Genomic DNA, 16,827 nt, shown 5'->3' with positions numbered 1-16,827 from the left:
CACGTACCGCCGTCCTCGGACGGCGGTACGTGGGCGCGGGGGTGTCCTGCTCGGTCAGGCCGGGGTCTCGGCCATCCCCGCGGACAGCGTCGTCCCGTCGATCGGGTCGATCAGCAGGAACGAGCCCGTGCGCCGGGAACGCGCGTACGGATCGAGGACGACCGGCTCGACGGTGCGCAGCACGACCGTGCCGATGTCGTTGGCGACGAGTTCACCGGGGGAGGGCCGGTGTGCGAGGTCGTCGAGGTTCAGCCGCGAGGGGATCTCCTCGACGATCGCCCGCACCGTCCTGGTGGTGTGCCGCAGCAGCACCCGTTGGCCCGGCGTCAGCGGCCGTTCGTGCAGGTGGCAGACGGTGCCCCGAACGTCGCGGGTGGGGGCGGGCGCGGTGTCCTCGGGGGCGAGCAGATCGCCGCGGGAGACGTCCAGGTCGTCGGCCAGCCGGACGGTCACCGATTGCGGCGCCCACGCGGTGGCCACCGGTTCGCCGAGAGCGTCGATGCCCTCGACGGTGCTGACGCCGCCGGACGGCAGCGTGCTGACCCGGTCGCCCACCCGCAGCACGCCGGAGGCGATCTGGCCCGCGTAGCCCCGGTAGTCCGGGAGCTCGGCGGTCTGCGGACGGATCACGTACTGGACCGGGAAGCGTGTCGGGTCGCCGTCCGGGTCCCGGGTCACCGGTACCGTCTCCAGGTGTTCGAGCAGGGTCGGCCCGCTGTACCAGTGCATCGCCTCGCTCGGCTCCACCACGTTGTCCCCGGTCAGCGCGGAGACCGGGATCGCGGTGACCCGGGCCACCCCGAGCGCGGCGCAGTAGGCGCCGAACTCGTCGGCGATGCCCGCGAAGACGGTCTCGGACCAGTCCACCAGGTCCATCTTGTTGACCGCGAGCACCACGTGCCGGACTCGCAACAACGCGGCCACGGCGGCGTGTCGCCGGGTCTGTTCGACCACGCCGTGGCGCGCGTCGACGAGCACCGCGGCCAGCTCGGCGGTGGACGCCCCGGTGACCATGTTGCGGGTGTACTGCACGTGCCCGGGAGTGTCGGCGAGGATGAACCGGCGGCGGGGCGTGGCGAAGTAGCGATAGGCCACGTCGATCGTGATGCCCTGCTCACGCTCGGCCCGCAGGCCGTCGGTGAGCAGGGCCAGATCGGGTGTGTGCCGCCCCCGGTCGCAGGAGGCCCGCTCGACCGCTTCCAGTTGATCGGCCAGGATCGACTTGGAGTCGTGCAGGAGTCGGCCCACCAGGGTGGACTTGCCGTCGTCCACGGAGCCGGCGGTGGCGAAGCGCAGTGTGTCGACGTTCATCAGAAGTAGCCCTCTCGCTTGCGGTCCTCCATCGCGGCCTCGGACATCCTGTCGTCGGCCCGGGTGGCGCCCCGCTCGGTCAGGCGGGACGCGGTGATCTCGTCGACGACCTTCTCGACGGTGTCGGCGTCGGAGTCCACCGCGCCGGTACAGGACATGTCGCCGACCGTGCGGTAGCGCACGCGCCGGCGCTCGGTCGGCTCGTCCTCGCCCGGGCCGCCCCAGTCGCCCCGCGTCAGCCACATGCCGGCTCGGCGGAAGACCTCGCGCTCGTGCGCGTAGTAGACGGCCGGGAGTTCGATGCGTTCCCGGGCGATGTACTGCCAGATGTCCAGCTCGGTCCAATTGGAGAGCGGGAAGACCCGCACGTGCTCGCCCGGCGCGTGCCGCCCGTTGTAGAGCTGCCACAACTCCGGCCGTTGCCGACGCGGATCCCAGCCGCCGAACTCGTCGCGCAGCGAGAACACCCGCTCCTTGGCCCGGGCCTTCTCCTCGTCCCGCCGGCCGCCGCCGAACACCGCGTCGAAGCCGTGCCGTTCGATCGCGTCGAGCAACGGCACGGTCTGGAGCGGATTACGGGTGCCGTCCGCACGCTCGCGCAGTTCGCCGGCGTCGATGAACTCCTGGACGGACACCACGTGCAGGCGCAGTCCGTGGCGGGCCGCCGTGCGGTCGCGGTACTCCAGCACCTCGGGGAAGTTGTGGCCGGTGTCCACGTGCAGCAGCGCGAACGGGGGCACTCCCGGCGCGAAGGCCTTGAGCGCGAGGTGCAGCATCACGATGGAGTCCTTGCCGCCGGAGAACAGGATCACCGGCCGCTCGAACTCCCCGGCCACCTCGCGCAGGATGTGCACCGCCTCGGACTCCATCGCCTCCAGGTGCGCGAACGGATACCCGTTGTCGGTGCCGTCGGCGCGGTTCGCCGCGACGGTCATGCCGATCCCTCCTCGATGAGCAGTGCGCGCAGCGTCGCCGCGGCCTCGGATCCGTGCGCCGGGTCCGCCGCGGTCGACGGTCCGGTCGAGTCCGCGTCGGCGCCCACCCGCACCTCCAGGTAGCGGGTCCCGCTCTCCAGGTGCCAGGCCCGCACCCGGGCCCGGGTCGCCGCGTCGGGGGCGGGCACCGTCACCAGCACGGTGGTGCCGTTGCGGGCCAGGACGTGTGCGACTCGGCCGATCCGCAACGCCTGCCCTCGGCGATCGGCGCCGGAGGGCGTCGGGTCGGTGCCGACGACGCGGTCCAGGGCGGCATCGCTCAGGATCTCCACCCGACGGTGGGCGCGCCGCAACGAGCGGGCCGCGGCTCGGGCGAGCCGGTCCCGGTCCGCGCCGGGCGGCCCGGTGAGCCAGACGGTCGCACCCGGCCGGCAGGTGCAGTACGCGGGTGTGGTCACGACGCACACCACGCTCGGACGGCGGCGGTCAGGATCGTGCCCGCCGCGCGGAACTCCGCCGCGTCCAGCCGTTCGTGCGGGGTGTGGTCCAGCTTGGAGTCTCCCGGGCCGTAGGCGACCATGGGGATGTCGTGCCAGGTGGTGGCCAGTGTGTTCATGTCGCTGCTGCCCTTCTTGAGCAGGAATCGCGGCGTGGTCCCGGCGGCGCGGAACGCGCGTTGGAAGAGCTTCACCAGCGGGCTGGAGCGCGTGGTGGACACCCCCGGGGTGGCCCGGACCACCTCCAGCGCGATCGGCGCCAACGGCAGTGCGCGCAGCGCCGCGAGCAGGTCGTCCACGGCCAGGCCCGGCGGCACGCGCACGTCCACCGTCGCCTCGCCGCGTTGTACGTCGCCGCGGTTGAGCGCGTGGACGCCCAGCACCGCGGTGAGCGCGTCGGGGTTCAGTCGTTCCACCTCGGCGCGGACCGCCCGCAGTCCCTCGACCATGCGATCACCGGCCGTGCGTACACCCTTTCCGGCGGTGTGTTCGGTGTGTTCGGACATGCTCAGCCGCAGCTTGACCAGGCCGTAGTAGCCGATGGTGAGCGCGCCCGCGCCGCTGGGTTCGCCGATCACGACCGCGTCGGCGGGGTAGTGGTCGCGGGCGTGGAAGGCGCCGGCGCCGGTGATCTCCTCCTGCACGGCGCCGATCACGCGCACCTGCGCGTCGTTCGGCACTTCCAGGTCGGCCAACGTACGCAGGTAGGTCACCAGGCTCGCCTTGGCGTCCACGCAGCCGCGCCCGGTGAGCACGTCGCCGTCCCAGCGCACCGGCCAGCGGTGCGGCACGGTGTCCAGGTGGCCGAGCAGCAGCAGTCGGCGCGGGCCGGTGCCGCGCGTGGCCACCAGGTTGCCGGCCGTGTCGATCCGGGCATCGAGATCGTGAGCCGCGCACCAGCCGGCGAGATACTCGGCGAGTTCACGTTCGTCGTGCGAGACCGAGGACAACTCCACTGCCCGGGACAGGAGTTCGAGGTCGGGGTCGGGCGCGGGGGCACGCCAGAACCGGGTCGCGCGGGTGGTGTCGAGGGTGTGCGGACCGGTGATCGCCACGTCGCAGGTGCCGCCGAGGGCGATCTCCGCGGCCCGGACCTTGTGCCGCATCCGGCCACGCGCGTAGCGCTGTCCCTGTCCGGGCAACAGGTCGCGCAGCGTGCCGGTCCCCGCCTCGGGGTCGGCCAGCAGTCCGGCCGTGCCGGTGACCAGGCGCAGGTGGTCGGCGTCCAGGGCCCTCGCCGCCTCGGCGGCCAACACGTCGGCGTCCACGTTCAGCGCCACGCCCCCGTCGGCATCGGCGACCGGCGGGGACAGGCACACCACGTCGAAGGTGGCCAACAAATCCGTCAGGCGCGCCGTGTCGACCCCGCTCACGCGTCCCACGCGCTGATCGCGGACCACCCGGGTGCGGCCGTCCTCGACCACCCGCAGGGGGCCCACGGCGGTGGCGTGCACGAGGCCGGCGGTGCGGGCCGGGGCGGCGAACACCGACAGGCCGCGTCGGGTCAGCGCCTCGTCCACGCGCGGCAGCGTGAGCTGTTCGTAGGCGGCCAGCAGGTGCGGCAGCTCGGCGGGCGGACAGTAGCGCACGGTATCGCCCGAGCGCAGCGTCAACATCCGCACGTCGCGTCCGATCCGGGCGTAGTGCTCGGTGATGCCGGCCGCGCCGCCGGCGATCACCAGCAGCCGGGCCCCACGACGGCGCAGCGCGAGGATCTCGTCGTAGAGCGATTCGTGCGCGAGCGTCGCGCTGCCCAGCTTGAGCACGTACAGGGCGGCGTCGCGCGCGCGGGTGCTCCCGCTCGGTGCGGCGGACATGCGAGGACTCCTTCGGTGGGTCGGCACGCGTGTGGCCACGCGCGGGGGTCGATCACGTCACGAGGCCCGGGCCCGGTCCCGGCGCCGGGCCGCGGCGGTGCCGGTGTACAGCGAGCCCAGCGCGGCGACCGCGGCCAACAGGAAGGTCGCGGTGTAGCCGACCTCGGCGAGCAGCCCGCCGACCAGCCCGGCGAGGCCGACCGCGAGGTCGAAGAACGAGGAGATGGCGCCCAGTACCGCGCCGCGTTCGGATTCCGGCGGGGTGTCGATCGCGATCATCGCCAGCGCCGGATACAGCAGGGTGAAGCCGCCGCCGGCGATCAGCGCGCCGGCCGCCGCGACCCACAACGTCGCGGCGAACGCGATCAGCACCAGGCCGAGCGCCTCCACGCACGCGGACACCACGATCACCGGCAGCGCGCCGACCCGATCGGGCACCCGCCCCGCGACCACCCGCACGCCCACATACGCCGCGCTGAACACGCTGATCAGCAGCGAACCGTTGCCGATCCCGCGGTCCGTCAACGCCAGCGCCCCGAAGCTCGCCACCGCCGCGTATCCGAACGCGCCGAAGCCGAGCGAGAGGCCGGGCAGGATCGCGGCGCGCGGCAACAACCGGGCGGACGCCGCGACACCTCGGCGGGTGTCGTCGGGCAGTCGGATCAGCACCGCGACGGCGACGGCGGGCAACACGGCGGCGACCGTCCACACCGCGCCGTACGAGCCGGTCCGGTACGACACTTCGCCCACCGCCGGTCCCACCGCCAGGCCCGCCCACATCGCCAGTCCGTAGAACCCGACCACCTGGCCGCGCCGGTCGACCGGGGTCAGGGCCACCGTCCACACCGATCCGGCGGTGAACAGCAGGGCCTCGCCGACACCGAGCACGAACCGGGCCGCAAGCAACCCGAACAGGGTCGGCGGCAGCGCGTACAGCCCGCCCACCAGCACGATCAGCGCCGCGCCGAGCGTCATCACCGGGCGGCAGCCGCGTTGTTGGGCCAGCCGCCCGGCGTACGGCCGCACCAGCAGGGCCACCACGCCCGAGACCGTGAACGCGACGCCGACCTCGAAGGGTGAGCCGTGCAGTTCCCGGGTGACCAGTCGAGGGATGAGCGTGATCGCCGCGCCGATCGCGACGAAGGAGGTGAACAGGGCGAGCAGGACGCCGGCGAAGGTGCGCGCCCAGGGTTGCGCCGACCGGGCGCGGGTGCCGGCGGTATCCGCCCCGGGCCCGGACGCGGGCGCCGACATCAGCCGATTCCCCGCGAGTTGCCGCCGTCCACCACCACGACCGAGCCGGTGACGTACCCGGCCTGCTCGGCGGCCAGGAAGCAGACCAACGCGCCGAGGTCCTCGGCCCGGCCGATCCGGCCCAGCGGAATGTCCCGGGCGACCTCGGCGAGCCGTTCCTCGACCCGGTCGCCGTACTGCACGTCCAGGATGGGTGTCCGGTGGAAACCGGGGGCCAGCACGTTCACGGTCACCCCGGCCGCGCCGAACGTGTGCACCAGGCCCTTGGCGAAGCCGAGCACCCCGAGCCGGGCCACCGAGGAGAGCCCGCTGCCGGGGTGGGGTTGGCGCACCGACTCCGAGGTGATCATCACGATCCGGCCCCAGCCCGCCGCGGTCAGGTACGGCGCCGCGGCGAGCGCGAGCGACACGTGCGGGAGCAGGTTGCCGTCGACCGCCTGTCGGTACTGCGCGACGGTGAAGCTCTCCACCGGGCCGAACGGCACACCGCCGGAGTTGCTCACCACGATGTGCAGGGCACCGAACTCCTCGGCGGTGCGCCGGACCCAGCCCGCGGCGGCCTCCTCGTCGCGCAGATCGATCGAGTCGGCCAGCACCCGGCCCTTGCCGCACGCGTCGATCTCCTCCCGGGCGCGGGCCAGTTTGTCCGGGTCCCGTCCGCAGATCGACACGTCGGCGCCCTCCGCGGCCAGCGCACGCGCGACGGCGAGACCGATCCCGCTGCCGGCCGCGGCGACGAGCGCGGCGCGGCCATCGAGTCCCAGATCCACGGTCGGCTCCTATCGTTGCTCGGCGGCGGTCGCCGGGACCGGCTCCGCCGGTGCCTTCGTCGGGTGCGCCCGATCGCCGTGCCCGGGCAGCAGGGGATAGCCGTAGCGGCGCAGCAGCGGCGCGGTCAGTGCGGTGACGGTGGCCCGGTCGCGCGGAGCCAGTTCGGTGCGCCACCGCTCGTCGGGACGGATCTCGGTGAGGCCCTGCCGCAGTCGATCCGGGTTGCCGGTGACGGTGTGGTTGCCGCCCAGGTGCACCCGGCCCCGTGCGTCGACCGGCGGCTCGTCGTCGAGTCCGGCGAAGCGCAGCACGTCGGTGAGTACGTCCGCGGGCCGCGCGCACAGGTCCTCGTGGCGCACCCGCAGGTAGCGGCCCACGGCGGTGGCACCGACCAGTTCGGACGCCAGGTTGAAGGCGTTCCAGTAGCCACTGCTGCGGACCGGGCTCATCGGGTCGATGTACTGCTTGGCCCGCCGATAGGACAGCGCGGTGGCCCGGGGGTCGCGCACGATGTGCAGGACGCGCACGTCCAGGTCGCGGTGGCCGAGCAACGCGGCCGCCTCCGCCGGATACTTCGAGCCGTCCACGATCAGCCGGCCGGCGCCCTCGTCGACGAGCCGGCGATGGATGCGCGCGGTGCGGTCCAGGAGTTCGTCCACTCCCGGGGCCGCGGGCACCTGTCCGCGGGCCTCGGCGAGCCGGGTGCGGACGTGCCGGGTGCGCAGCAGCGCGTGTTGTCGCATGGCCGTGCGTCGCGCGGTCGCCTCCGGCCCGGTGCCGTCGCTCTCCTCCAGCACACCCGACCACAGCGGGCACGTGCGCAGGCTCGCGCCGCAGCCGCAGGTCGAGTTGCTGCCCCGGCCCAGCACGCCGTTGCGCCACAGGTAGTGCAGTTCGCCCACGTGCCGGACTTCGGGCAGTTCGCCCAGGATGTTGCCCAGGAGCGTGCTGCCGCTGCGCATCCAGCCGGTGATGTACAACACGCGTGGGGATCGGTCGGCCATCGCGAGCACACTCCTTTCTCAGTCGCGGGTGAGCAGCAGGAAGTGCTGGGGTAGGTGAACGGCCAGGCCCACGCGGGTGGTTGCCTGTACCACGTCGCCGCCGTCGGGTCCGACGCCGCGACGCAGCGCGAGCGCGGCCACGTCCGGGACGAGCAGGGTCGCGGCGGCGCGGAAGTCGCCGAGCAGTACCCGGTCGCGCGGGATCATCCGGGTCCGGGAGATGGTCACGCCCGCTCGGGCCAGCAGGTCCAGCGTGCCGGTCTTGACCAACTCCCAGTAGGTGAACGGGTGTACGACGATGCCGTCGCACGAACCACCGGTCTCCTCGACCTCGGCGGCGGCGCCGGTCAGGTCCTCGGCCAGGTTCGCGCCGAGCCGGCCCTGCCGGCTCTCGGGCAGCGTGAGCAGGCCGGGAATCGCCTTGTCCTCGCTGCCGTGCAGCAACGTCTCGTTCTCCACCACGGACAGCCGGACCAGCACGCGGTAGTCCACGAAGGACGCGAGCAGCGCGGGCTCGTCGAGCAGCCCGCGGGGGAGCGGTACGGACACCGTCAGGTCGGTGAGTTCGGCCTGCTCCAGGCGGGGCACGAAGGCCCCTTCGGGGGTGCTGCGATAGGAGGTGCCGGCCGCGGCGCGCGTGCGGGCGGGCGGCTCGTGCACGTACGGCACCCGACGGTCGGGCACCGACGCGCTCTTGAGCAGGTGCCGCACCGCGTAGCGCGGTCGGGTCGCGAACAGCGGGAAGACCGCGGGCAGATGGGCCCGGAACGGGACCACCCGATCCTCGGCGGCGGGCACGCCGCCCATCGCCCAGGCGAATTCCTCGCCGGGACTGCGGGTGCGCAGCCCGGGGTCGGCGAGCGTGACCCGGACTCCCTGCTCGACGGCGGGCGCGGCGGCGGCTCCCTGCATGGCGACTCCTCGGCTGGATTCGAACTCGGGAAGGTGCCCGAGTAATCGACATTAGGCGCGATCTCCACCGCAGGGGGTCGCCGTCGAACGCGTGTTTTTATGACCCGGATAAGTGCGCGTGATTCCTCCGGAAACGCGGGCCGGTGCATACTCGACGAAATGGCCGTCGGCGCCGCGTCGGCAAACGCCCGGTTTTGTGGTGTCGGTCCCCACCGAATGCCCGTTTGCCCGTATGCGCATCGCGCACGACGCACGTCGTCTGCCCGCTCGGCGCCGGATCATGCCACGCGATGGCATATTCGCATTCGGCCGTGAAAACTTCATGCCGAAGACGTGAAACGTACCGTGGAACGGCCTGCCGGCGCCCCGTAGGCTGGTTTCGGCCGGCCATACGACGCCGAAGGCACGGAAGCCGGTGGGGTGCAATGTGTCAGGTTTATAGATCTTGTTGCCGCACAGCATCACCTTGGCCCCGTTGCCACCCGAGCGTCAGGTGTGTGGCAAGACCCTTCATGGATGTGAGTGGAGAATGCATCACGACCTGCAAGTCAATCGACTGAGGGCTCTGTTGACCGTGGTCGACCTCGGCGGTTTCCGCCGGGCCGCGGAGGCTCTGCACATCACCCAGCCCGCCGTCAGCCAGCAGATCCGGCAGCTCAACGGTCTGATCAAGGGTCCGATCTTCACCTCGACCGGGCGCAACCTGCGGCTCAGCCCGCAGGGCGAGGAACTCCTCGGCTATGCCCGGCGGATCGTCGCGCTCAACGACGAGGCGGTGGAGCGTTTCGTACCGGCCACCGGGCACGAACGGCTCTCCATCGGGATCGTCAATCAACTCGCCGAGGCTTTACCGGAGTTCCTTCGGCTGGTCACCCGCAGGTTGCCGCAGGCGCAGGTGAGTGTGCGCACCGGCCTGAGCGAGGTGTTGGAGACCCAGGTGGCCACCGAGCAACTCGACCTGGCGCTGCTCCTGCAGACCCGCTCGGACGTAACGGTCGCCACCAGTCGCGGACTCGGCCACCTGCGGATGGACTGGTTCGGCCAGCCGGCGCACGGTGAGAACGCCGCGCTGCCGCTGACCCTGTTCACCGAGCCGTGCACCATGCGCGCCCGGATCGTGGACGCGCTGGACGCCTGCGACGTGCCGTGGCGGATCTCCTACGAGGGCCCCGAGTTGGTCGGCCTGCGCGCGGCGGCGAAGGCCGGTCTGGGGGTCGCGTGCCTGGTGGCCAACGGGGACGAATTGTGGGACCTGCCCAAGGCGGTGCGTCCCGGGCTGCCCGCCCCGCCCGGACCGTTGCCGGTGACGATGGCCTTTCCCTCCGCTCTGGCTCCCTCGAACCTGCCGGCCATCGCGGAGAAGGCCTTTCGTCGGGCTCTGCTCGGCTATCCGTTCGTGGACGCCCCGCCCGCCCCGGAGCCGGGCCGCGCGGACCGCGGCGACGCCGGCCGGATGCTCGCGCACCGGTAGCCGGCCCCGTGCCGCGACCGGGACGAAAGCCCGGGGCGGGCGCGGCCCCGCCGGGTTTCACCGATGGCCGGCTAACCGCGGCAGGCGGCCGCCGCGCCGACGTCGCCGCCGTGCGCGTCGAAGACCAGACCGGTGACGGGCGCGGCCCGCTCGCTCGCCAGATACGCGGCCAACGCGCCGAACTCGGCGCGCTCCCGGCCGCCTTCGCCGCGGATGCGGTCGGCCACCCGAGCGATCTCGGAAGCTGCCCCGGGATCGCCCCACAACCGGGGGCCGGCACCGGGCCCCGCGCCCGGCACCAGCACGTTGGCCGTCACGCCGGTGCCGTCCAGAGTGTCCACCAATCCGCGCAGATAGCCGATCAGGCCCATCCGGGCGAGGCCGGACAATCCCTCGCGCCCGTGCGGGCGACGCGTCCTCGCCGGCGCGATCAGCAACAATCGGCCCCAGCCGCCGCGCTTGACGATGGGCAGCGCGGCCAGCGTCGCGCTCACGTGCGGCAGCAGGTTCGCGTCGATCGCCGCGCGATAGTCGGCCAGCCGGAACCCGTCCACCGGACCGGGCGTGATCGGGCCGGAGTTGGTCACCACGATGTCCAGACCGCCGAAGTTGTCGGCGGTGCGGCGTACCCATTCGGCGACCGCGCAAGGATCGTAGGGGTCCACCGGCATGCTCAGCACGTCGCCCGGCCCCAGCGCGTTGACCTCGACATGTGCGCGGGCCAGCCGGTGCGGGTCCCGGTCGCAGATCGACACGTGCGCGCCCCGCACGGCGAGGCCCTTGGCCGCGGCCAGGCCCACACCGGCGCTCGACGCCACGACCATGGCGACACGGTCTCGCGGTCGAACAATCATGATCGGGCCTTTCGGTGTCATTCTTGCGGCGGCGAATCGCCGAGGCGATTCCATCCGGGAAATACTAATCGCGAAACGACCGGTTGTACCGGAGCCGGCAAGCAGGGCTGCTTATGCGAAAATCCCTCCCGGTTATGACGGGTCGACCATAAGGGTTCGCTTTCGGTTCGATCAGATTTCCTCATTGGCATTTACCGGGGAAATCGCGTTACGGTTTATCAGTGGCAACCAGCCGCCCGGGTCGAGATCGCCCGGATTTCACCGCCACAGTCGGAGGTCGAACCCATGCAGCAGGCCGTGCACGCCCCCGAGTGTCCCGAATGTGCGACGACGGTGACGCTCGACGAGGACGCCAGGGTGAGCGAGATCATCGAGTGCGTGGACTGCCGGAGCGAGTTGGAGATCGCGTCCGTGGAGCCGCCGAAGGTCGAGCTCGCGCCCGAGGTCGAAGAGGACTGGGGCGAATAGTCGGAATCGGAGGGAGGGATTCGGTCGATGACTTCGATCCGATCAGCGGTGAACCGGTCGGCGACAACGACGCCGGCCGCGTCCCCGCGTCTCGCCGTGCTCGCGTCCCGGGTGCGGTTCGAGGAGAAGAGCATCATGACCGCCCTCGACCGACGCGGGATCGCGTTCGAACACCTCGATCCCCGCACGCTGTTCGTCGCGAGCGGCACGTCGTACACCGGTCCCCGGCTGGTCCTCAACCGCGAGGTCGGGCACTTCCGGGCCCTGTACGCGGCGAGCGCGCTCGAATCGGTGGGGGTGACGGTGGTCAACAGCGCCGCCGCCACCCACCTCGCCGGCGACAAGTGGCACACCTCGGCGGCCCTGCTCCGACACGGGCTGCCCACGCCCAGGACCGCGCTGGCGATCACGCCCGACGCGGCCCTGGCCGCGCTCGAGGAGATCGGATATCCGGCCGTGCTCAAACCGCTCGTCGGCTCCTGGGGGCGACTGGTCACCCGGGTCACCGACTCGACGATGGCCGGCGCCGTGCTCGAACACATCGCCGCGATGCCCTCCCCGCAGTCGCACGTGGTCTACGTGCAGGAGCAGGTCGCCAAGGCCGATCGCGACATCCGGATCCTGGTCGTGGCCGGCCGAGCGCTCGGCGGTACGTACCGCCGAAGCACCGAATGGCGCACCAACGTGGCGCGCGGCGCGGTGAGCGAACCCCTGGCGCCGAGCGCCGAGCACGCCGAACTCGCGGTCGCCGCCGCGGCCGCCGTCGGCACGGAACTGGCCGGAGTCGATCTGATCGAGGATCTGGAGGGAGGACTCACCGTGCTCGAAGTCAACGACCGGGTGGAGTTCACCGGACTACAGGGCGCCCACGGCCGCGACCTCGACGTGGCCGGCGCCATCGCGGACCTGCTCGCGGCCGGGACGCGGACGTGATCCGGGTCGGGGTCGTCGGGGCGGCCGGATACATCGGCGGCGAGCTGCTGCGGCTGCTCACCGTGCACCCCGGGGTCGAGCTCGCCGCCGCCACCTCGCGCACGCTGCGCGGCAGGCGGATCGACGGGGTGCACCCGAACCTGCGCGGGCGGACCGAACTCGACTTCTGCTCCGAGGAGCAACTCGACTACTACGACGCCCTGTTCCTGGCCACCCCGCACCGCGAGACGATGCGTCGGATGCCGGAGTTCCTGGAGCTCGCGGACACCGTGATCGACCTGTCCGGGGACTTCCGCCTGCACGACAAGGACGTGTACGCCGACTACTACGGCGTCTCGCACACCGCGCCGGACCTGTTGGAGACGTTCGTCCCGGGACTGCCCGAGTTCCACCGCAGGCGACTGCGCACGGCGCGGCGGATCAGCGTACCGGGCTGCATGGCCACCGCCGGGATCCTTTCGCTGGTCCCGCTCGCCGAGGCCGGGCTGATCCGCGGCGAGGTCACCATCGACGCCCGCACCGGCTCCAGCGGCTCCGGCGCCAAGGCCGGCCCGGAAAACCTGCACGCCGAACGAAGCGGCGCACTGCGGGTCTTCGCTCCCACCCGGCACCGACACGAGGCGGAGATCGCCCAGGCCGCCGGGCTCTCGGTACGGATGACCGCGACCGGGATCGAGGCGATTCGCGGTGTGCAACTCGTCGGCCGGGCCCACCTGGTGCCGGGCGCGGACGAGCGCCGGGTCCGCGCCGCCTACCGCTCCCGCTACGCCGCGGAACCCTTCGTGCGCGTGGTCGCCCACCGGCGCGGCATGCACCGCTTTCCCGAGGCCAAGATCCTGGCCGGCTCGAACTTTTGCGACGTCGGTTTCGCGCTCGATCGCGGTTCCAGCCATCTCACCGTGATCGCGGCACTGGACAACCTGGTCAAGGGCGGTGCCGGCAACGCGGTCCAGTGCCTGAACGTCCGGTTCGACATGCCCGAACGGCTCGGCCTGGAGTTCACCGGGCTGCACCCGAACTGAACGTCGGAATCGGCGACATCGCGCACCACCCACACCGACCCAGGCGAGAGGAGCCAGCGATGAGCAGCAGTCCCGCGACCCTGCCCGGTCCCGTCCCGCCGGGCCGGCACGATCGACCGGGTCCGGCCGGCGAACCGGACCCCACGGCGGATGCGATCGAGGTCGCCGGCCGGATCCGCGCGCACATCGTGGACATGTGCGCCGGCCCCGAGGGCGGTCACCTGGGCGGCTCGATGTCGCTGGTCGAGGTGCTCGCCACGTTGTACCTGCGGGTACTGCGGATCGACCCCCGTGTCCCGGAGGCACCGGACCGCGACATCCTGCTGCTGAGCAAGGGCCACGGCGGCATCGGCCTGTACGCGACGTTGTGCGAGGCCGGCTTCTTCGCCCCCGAGCGGCTCGCCGAGTACGCGCGGCCGGGCAGCCCGTTCATGGCCCACCCGCACCCGGAGATCCCTGGCGTGGAGATGCCGTCGGGTTCGCTGGGGCACGGCCTGGCCCTGGGCGTCGGCTTCGCGTTCGCGCACCGGTTGGAGGAGGGCGAGCGCCGCTGTTTCGTGGTGCTGGGCGACGGCGAGTTGGAGGAGGGTTCGGTGTGGGAGGCCGCCGCCGTGGCGGGCAACCACGGGCTGGACCGGCTGACCGCGATCATCGACCGCAACGGCCTGCAGATCACCGGCGGGACCGAGTCGGTCGGCGGTCTGGAACCGCTGGCGGACCGCTGGCGCGCCTTCGGCTGGCACGTCCACGAGGTGGACGGCCACGACATCGACGCGCTCACCCGGGTGCTGACCGCGCCACCGGTGCCGGGCCGACCCACCCTCGTCCTGGCGCACACGGTCAAGGGCAAGGGCATTCCGTTCGTCGAGGGCCAGGCCCGCAGCCACTACGCCCGACTGGGCGAGCGGCAACAGCGGCGCGCGCACGCGGCGTTGCGCACGCAGACCCCCGGGGAGAGCCGATGAGCACCGCCACCACCGCCGAACCCACCCCGAACCCGACCGCGGCGGCCGATCCCCGCTCCTCGCGTGAGGTCTACCGCGACATCGTGGCCGAACTGCTGCCCGGCGACGAGCGGCTGATCTGCCTGGACACCGATACCGGCCTGTTCACCGGCGTGGACTTCGGCACCGGGCAGGATCGCTACCTGAATCTGGGCATCGCCGAACACACCCTGATGGGCGCCGCCGCAGGGCTGGCCCGCGAGGGCCGGATGCCCTTGGTGAACACGATGGCGGCGTTCGCCGCGTCCCGGGCGCTGGAGGCCGTCAAGCTCGACATCGCGCTGAACGACCTGCCGGTACGCATCGCCGCGACCCACTCCGGCGTCTCGGCGGGCCACCTGGGCCCCACCCATCACGGCCTGGAGGACTTGGCCGTGATGCGCACCCTGCCGAACATGACCGTCGTGGTGCCCGCCGACGCGGCCGGCACCGACACGCTCTTTCGCCAGGCACTCACGCTGCCCGGACCGGTCTACTTCCGAATGGGCCGCAACGCCACCCCCGACCTGCCCGCCGGACCGCCCCTGGAACTGGGCCGGGCACAGCGGCTTCGCCCCGGCACCGACATCACCGTCGCCGCGTGCGGACCATACCCGGTCCTCGCCGCCCTGGCCGCGGCCGACGAGTTGAGCGCCGAGGGCATCTCGACCGGCGTCCTGCACGTACACACCGTCAAACCGCTGGACACCGCCGCCCTCGCCGCGGCGGTCCGCCCCGGCGGCACCGTGATCACGGTCGAGGAGCACTGGCGCACCGCCGGCTTCGGCTCCGCCGTCGCCGAGGCGCTGACCGAACTCGTCCCGGTGCGCGTGCGTCGCGTGGCCATGCCGGACGCGTTCGTCTCGGTCGCGGGCGGCCAGCGGTATCTGGTCGAGCGGGGCGGCATCACCGCCCGCGCCATCGCCGCGTACGCCCGTTCGGCCGTCGACCCGACCCGAAAGGACCTGTGATGACCGGCTCGTACCGAGCGAACGGCTGGTGGCGCGAGGAAACCGTCCTGGCCGACCTGCGTCGCGCGGTGGCACGCCATCCCGACAAGGACGCCCTCGTCTGCTACCAGGACGACACCGTGGTGACCCTCACCTACGCCGAACTCGCCCACCGAGTCGACCGGTTCGCCGCCAACCTGGTGCGTCTGGGCGTTGGCCCCGGCGATGTGGTCACCCTGCAACTGCCCAACTCGTGGCAGTTGGTGGCACTGTGCCTGGCCTGCGCGCGGATGGGCGCGGTGGCCGGCCCGGTCGTCCCGGTCATGCGCAGGCGCGAAGTGGAGTTCATGACCGGCCTCACCGAGAGCCCGCTCTACATCGCGGCGGCCGAGTTCCGCGGCTTCTCCTACGCCCGGATGAGCGCGGAGGTGGCCCGGACCGTGCCCACCCTGCGCGGGCGCGTGCTGCTCGGCGCAGGCGGCGACGAAAGCGCCGACGGAGCACTGAGCTTCGAGCGCGAACTGGTCGAGCGCGAACCCACGACGGCCGAACTGGCCGCCCTGGACACGCTGGAGGCCGGACCCGACGACGCCGCGCAGGTGATGTTCACCTCGGGCACCACCGGCGAGCCCAAAGGCGTGGTGCACAGCCACAACACGCTCTACGCGATGAACAAGGCGCAGGCCGACGTGCTCGGACTCACCCCCGACGAGGTCACCGCGATGGGCTCGCCGACCTCCCACCAGGCGGGCTACACCTGGAACTTCGTGATGCCCCTGCTGCTCGGCGCGACCGCCGTCCAGGTGGACGCGTGGGATCCGGCGCCGATGTTGCGCGTGCTGGAGGAGCATGGGGTCACCTTCTTCATGGGCGCGCCCACCTTCCTCTCCGACCTGATCGAGGCACAGCGCACCTCTCCCCGGGACCTGTCCGCGCTGACCACGTTCGCCACCGGTAGTGCCCCGATCGCGCCGATGCTGGTCGAGGACGCGCGCGAGACCCTGGGCTGCCGGTTGTACGCGCTGTGGGGCATGACCGAGAACGGCTGTGTGACCATCACCCGTCCCGAACAACCGGCCCTGCGCGCCGCCGAGAGCGACGGCACCGCGGTGCCGGGGATGTGGGTGCGCATCGTCGACCGCGACCACGGCGGACCCGTGGCCGAGGGGGAGTCCGGCCTGCTCCAGGTGCGCGGTGCCGCGCAGTGTCTGGGCTACTTCCGCCGCCCCGAGGTCTACGCGGCGTCGGTCACCGAGGACGGCTGGTTCGACACCGGCGACCTGGCCCGTTCGGACGGGCACGGCGGTATCCGGATCACCGGGCGGGTCAAGGACTTGATCATGCGCGGCGCGGAGAACATCCCGGTGGTCGAGGTGGAGGCCGCGCTGCTGCGCCACCCCGCGATCAAGGACGTGGCGATCGTCGGCTATCCGGACGCCCGGCTGGGCGAACGCGCGTGTGCGGTGGTGGTCCCGGCGGGACCGGCGCCGACGCTCGCCGACCTTCAGGCCCACCTCGCCGGCCTGGACATGGCCAAGCGCTACTGGCCCGAGCGGGTGGAGATCGCGACCACGCTGCCCCGGACGCCGTCCGGGAAGGTGCAGAAGTTCGCCCTGCGCGACCGGTGCCGACAAGCCTGAGGAGG

At 72.3% G+C, this 16,827-nt stretch carries 16 protein-coding genes; 7 read left to right on the top strand and 9 right to left on the bottom strand.

Annotated features, from left to right (window positions below):
- Window positions 1-54: 54 nt before the first annotated feature.
- Genes ACFXMF_RS22560 through ACFXMF_RS22525 form a run of 8 tightly spaced genes read right to left on the bottom strand, consistent with a single transcriptional unit; the run spans window position 55 to window position 8,501 of the window.
- Window positions 55-1,311, bottom strand: a complete 1,257-nt coding sequence (locus tag ACFXMF_RS22560) for a GTP-binding protein (protein WP_360321645.1) — start codon at window positions 1,309-1,311, stop codon at window positions 55-57.
- Window positions 1,311-2,246 (bottom strand): sulfate adenylyltransferase subunit CysD, encoded by a 936-nt coding sequence (cysD, locus tag ACFXMF_RS22555; protein ID WP_360321642.1) that lies wholly within the window; start codon window positions 2,244-2,246, stop codon window positions 1,311-1,313. Before cysD ends, ACFXMF_RS22560 begins: the two co-directional genes overlap by 1 nt.
- Window positions 2,243-2,704, bottom strand: coding sequence for an adenylyl-sulfate kinase (locus tag ACFXMF_RS22550; protein ID WP_360321639.1), 462 nt, complete (start codon window positions 2,702-2,704; stop codon window positions 2,243-2,245). The genes cysD and ACFXMF_RS22550 overlap by 4 nt, the downstream gene beginning before the upstream one ends.
- The gene (locus tag ACFXMF_RS22545) at window positions 2,701-4,560 is read right to left on the bottom strand and encodes a M20/M25/M40 family metallo-hydrolase (RefSeq protein WP_379988105.1); all 1,860 of its coding nucleotides are present in this window, start codon (window positions 4,558-4,560) and stop codon (window positions 2,701-2,703) included. The genes ACFXMF_RS22550 and ACFXMF_RS22545 overlap by 4 nt, the downstream gene beginning before the upstream one ends.
- A 57-nt stretch (window positions 4,561-4,617) precedes the next feature.
- On the bottom strand, window positions 4,618-5,814 hold the full coding sequence (locus tag ACFXMF_RS22540) for an MFS transporter (protein ID WP_360321633.1): 1,197 nt from the start codon (window positions 5,812-5,814) through the stop codon (window positions 4,618-4,620).
- Window positions 5,814-6,584, bottom strand: coding sequence for an SDR family oxidoreductase (locus tag ACFXMF_RS22535; protein WP_360321630.1), 771 nt, complete (start codon window positions 6,582-6,584; stop codon window positions 5,814-5,816). The genes ACFXMF_RS22540 and ACFXMF_RS22535 overlap by 1 nt, the downstream gene beginning before the upstream one ends.
- Window positions 6,585-6,593: 9 nt before the next feature.
- Complete coding sequence (locus ACFXMF_RS22530) at window positions 6,594-7,589, bottom strand: sulfotransferase (protein ID WP_360321627.1); 996 nt, start codon at window positions 7,587-7,589, stop codon at window positions 6,594-6,596.
- 18 nt (window positions 7,590-7,607) lie between these two features.
- Window positions 7,608-8,501, bottom strand: a complete 894-nt coding sequence (locus ACFXMF_RS22525) for a family 3 encapsulin nanocompartment shell protein (RefSeq protein ID WP_379988104.1) — start codon at window positions 8,499-8,501, stop codon at window positions 7,608-7,610.
- A gap of 529 nt (window positions 8,502-9,030) precedes the next feature.
- Between ACFXMF_RS22525 and ACFXMF_RS22520 the strand changes: the two genes are divergently transcribed.
- On the top strand, window positions 9,031-9,972 hold the full coding sequence (locus tag ACFXMF_RS22520; RefSeq protein WP_360321621.1) for a LysR family transcriptional regulator: 942 nt from the start codon (window positions 9,031-9,033) through the stop codon (window positions 9,970-9,972).
- 71 nt (window positions 9,973-10,043) lie between these two features.
- Here ACFXMF_RS22520 and ACFXMF_RS22515 read toward each other — a convergent pair whose 3' ends face one another.
- Window positions 10,044-10,796, bottom strand: coding sequence for an SDR family oxidoreductase (locus tag ACFXMF_RS22515; RefSeq protein WP_360321618.1), 753 nt, complete (start codon window positions 10,794-10,796; stop codon window positions 10,044-10,046).
- Window positions 10,797-11,111: 315 nt separating this feature from the next.
- Between ACFXMF_RS22515 and ACFXMF_RS22510 the strand changes: the two genes are divergently transcribed.
- From ACFXMF_RS22510 to ACFXMF_RS22485, 6 genes are read left to right on the top strand one after another with little or no spacing between them, the layout of a single operon-like run.
- A complete protein-coding gene (locus tag ACFXMF_RS22510) occupies window positions 11,112-11,294 on the top strand; it encodes a lysine biosynthesis protein LysW (RefSeq protein ID WP_360321615.1) in 183 nt (60 codons plus the stop codon).
- 27 nt (window positions 11,295-11,321) lie between these two features.
- Complete coding sequence (locus tag ACFXMF_RS22505; protein ID WP_360321612.1) at window positions 11,322-12,227, top strand: RimK family alpha-L-glutamate ligase; 906 nt, start codon at window positions 11,322-11,324, stop codon at window positions 12,225-12,227.
- Window positions 12,224-13,249 (top strand): N-acetyl-gamma-glutamyl-phosphate reductase, encoded by a 1,026-nt coding sequence (gene argC / locus ACFXMF_RS22500; protein WP_379988103.1) that lies wholly within the window; start codon window positions 12,224-12,226, stop codon window positions 13,247-13,249. Before ACFXMF_RS22505 ends, argC begins: the two co-directional genes overlap by 4 nt.
- A 59-nt stretch (window positions 13,250-13,308) precedes the next feature.
- Window positions 13,309-14,214 (top strand): transketolase, encoded by a 906-nt coding sequence (locus ACFXMF_RS22495; protein ID WP_360321606.1) that lies wholly within the window; start codon window positions 13,309-13,311, stop codon window positions 14,212-14,214.
- The gene (locus ACFXMF_RS22490) at window positions 14,211-15,203 is read left to right on the top strand and encodes a transketolase family protein (protein WP_379988102.1); all 993 of its coding nucleotides are present in this window, start codon (window positions 14,211-14,213) and stop codon (window positions 15,201-15,203) included. The genes ACFXMF_RS22495 and ACFXMF_RS22490 overlap by 4 nt, the downstream gene beginning before the upstream one ends.
- The gene (locus ACFXMF_RS22485; RefSeq protein ID WP_379988101.1) at window positions 15,203-16,822 is read left to right on the top strand and encodes an AMP-binding protein; all 1,620 of its coding nucleotides are present in this window, start codon (window positions 15,203-15,205) and stop codon (window positions 16,820-16,822) included. Before ACFXMF_RS22490 ends, ACFXMF_RS22485 begins: the two co-directional genes overlap by 1 nt.
- Window positions 16,823-16,827: the final 5 nt, after the last annotated feature.

This window comes from Embleya sp. NPDC059213 (genome assembly GCF_042754445.1).
Taxonomy (GTDB): domain Bacteria; phylum Actinomycetota; class Actinomycetes; order Streptomycetales; family Streptomycetaceae; genus Embleya.
This window is presented reverse-complemented; position numbering and strand designations above follow the sequence as displayed.

Excerpts from the sequence above, each read along its gene's own strand:
- ACFXMF_RS22560 (WP_360321645.1), bottom strand. The coding sequence starts at position 1,311 with ATGAACGTCGACACACTGCGCTTCGCCACCGCCGGCTCCGTGGACGAC.
- cysD (WP_360321642.1), bottom strand. The coding sequence starts at position 2,246 with ATGACCGTCGCGGCGAACCGCGCCGACGGCACCGACAACGGGTATCCG.
- ACFXMF_RS22545 (WP_379988105.1), bottom strand. The coding sequence starts at position 4,560 with ATGTCCGCCGCACCGAGCGGGAGCACCCGCGCGCGCGACGCCGCCCTG.
- ACFXMF_RS22540 (WP_360321633.1), bottom strand. The coding sequence starts at position 5,814 with ATGTCGGCGCCCGCGTCCGGGCCCGGGGCGGATACCGCCGGCACCCGC.
- ACFXMF_RS22530 (WP_360321627.1), bottom strand. The coding sequence starts at position 7,589 with ATGGCCGACCGATCCCCACGCGTGTTGTACATCACCGGCTGGATGCGC.
- ACFXMF_RS22525 (WP_379988104.1), bottom strand. The coding sequence starts at position 8,501 with ATGCAGGGAGCCGCCGCCGCGCCCGCCGTCGAGCAGGGAGTCCGGGTC.
- ACFXMF_RS22520 (WP_360321621.1), top strand. The coding sequence starts at position 9,031 with ATGCATCACGACCTGCAAGTCAATCGACTGAGGGCTCTGTTGACCGTG.
- ACFXMF_RS22515 (WP_360321618.1), bottom strand. The coding sequence starts at position 10,796 with ATGGTCGTGGCGTCGAGCGCCGGTGTGGGCCTGGCCGCGGCCAAGGGC.
- ACFXMF_RS22510 (WP_360321615.1), top strand. The coding sequence starts at position 11,112 with ATGCAGCAGGCCGTGCACGCCCCCGAGTGTCCCGAATGTGCGACGACG.
- ACFXMF_RS22505 (WP_360321612.1), top strand. The coding sequence starts at position 11,322 with ATGACTTCGATCCGATCAGCGGTGAACCGGTCGGCGACAACGACGCCG.
- ACFXMF_RS22495 (WP_360321606.1), top strand. The coding sequence starts at position 13,309 with ATGAGCAGCAGTCCCGCGACCCTGCCCGGTCCCGTCCCGCCGGGCCGG.
- ACFXMF_RS22490 (WP_379988102.1), top strand. The coding sequence starts at position 14,211 with ATGAGCACCGCCACCACCGCCGAACCCACCCCGAACCCGACCGCGGCG.
- ACFXMF_RS22485 (WP_379988101.1), top strand. The coding sequence starts at position 15,203 with ATGACCGGCTCGTACCGAGCGAACGGCTGGTGGCGCGAGGAAACCGTC.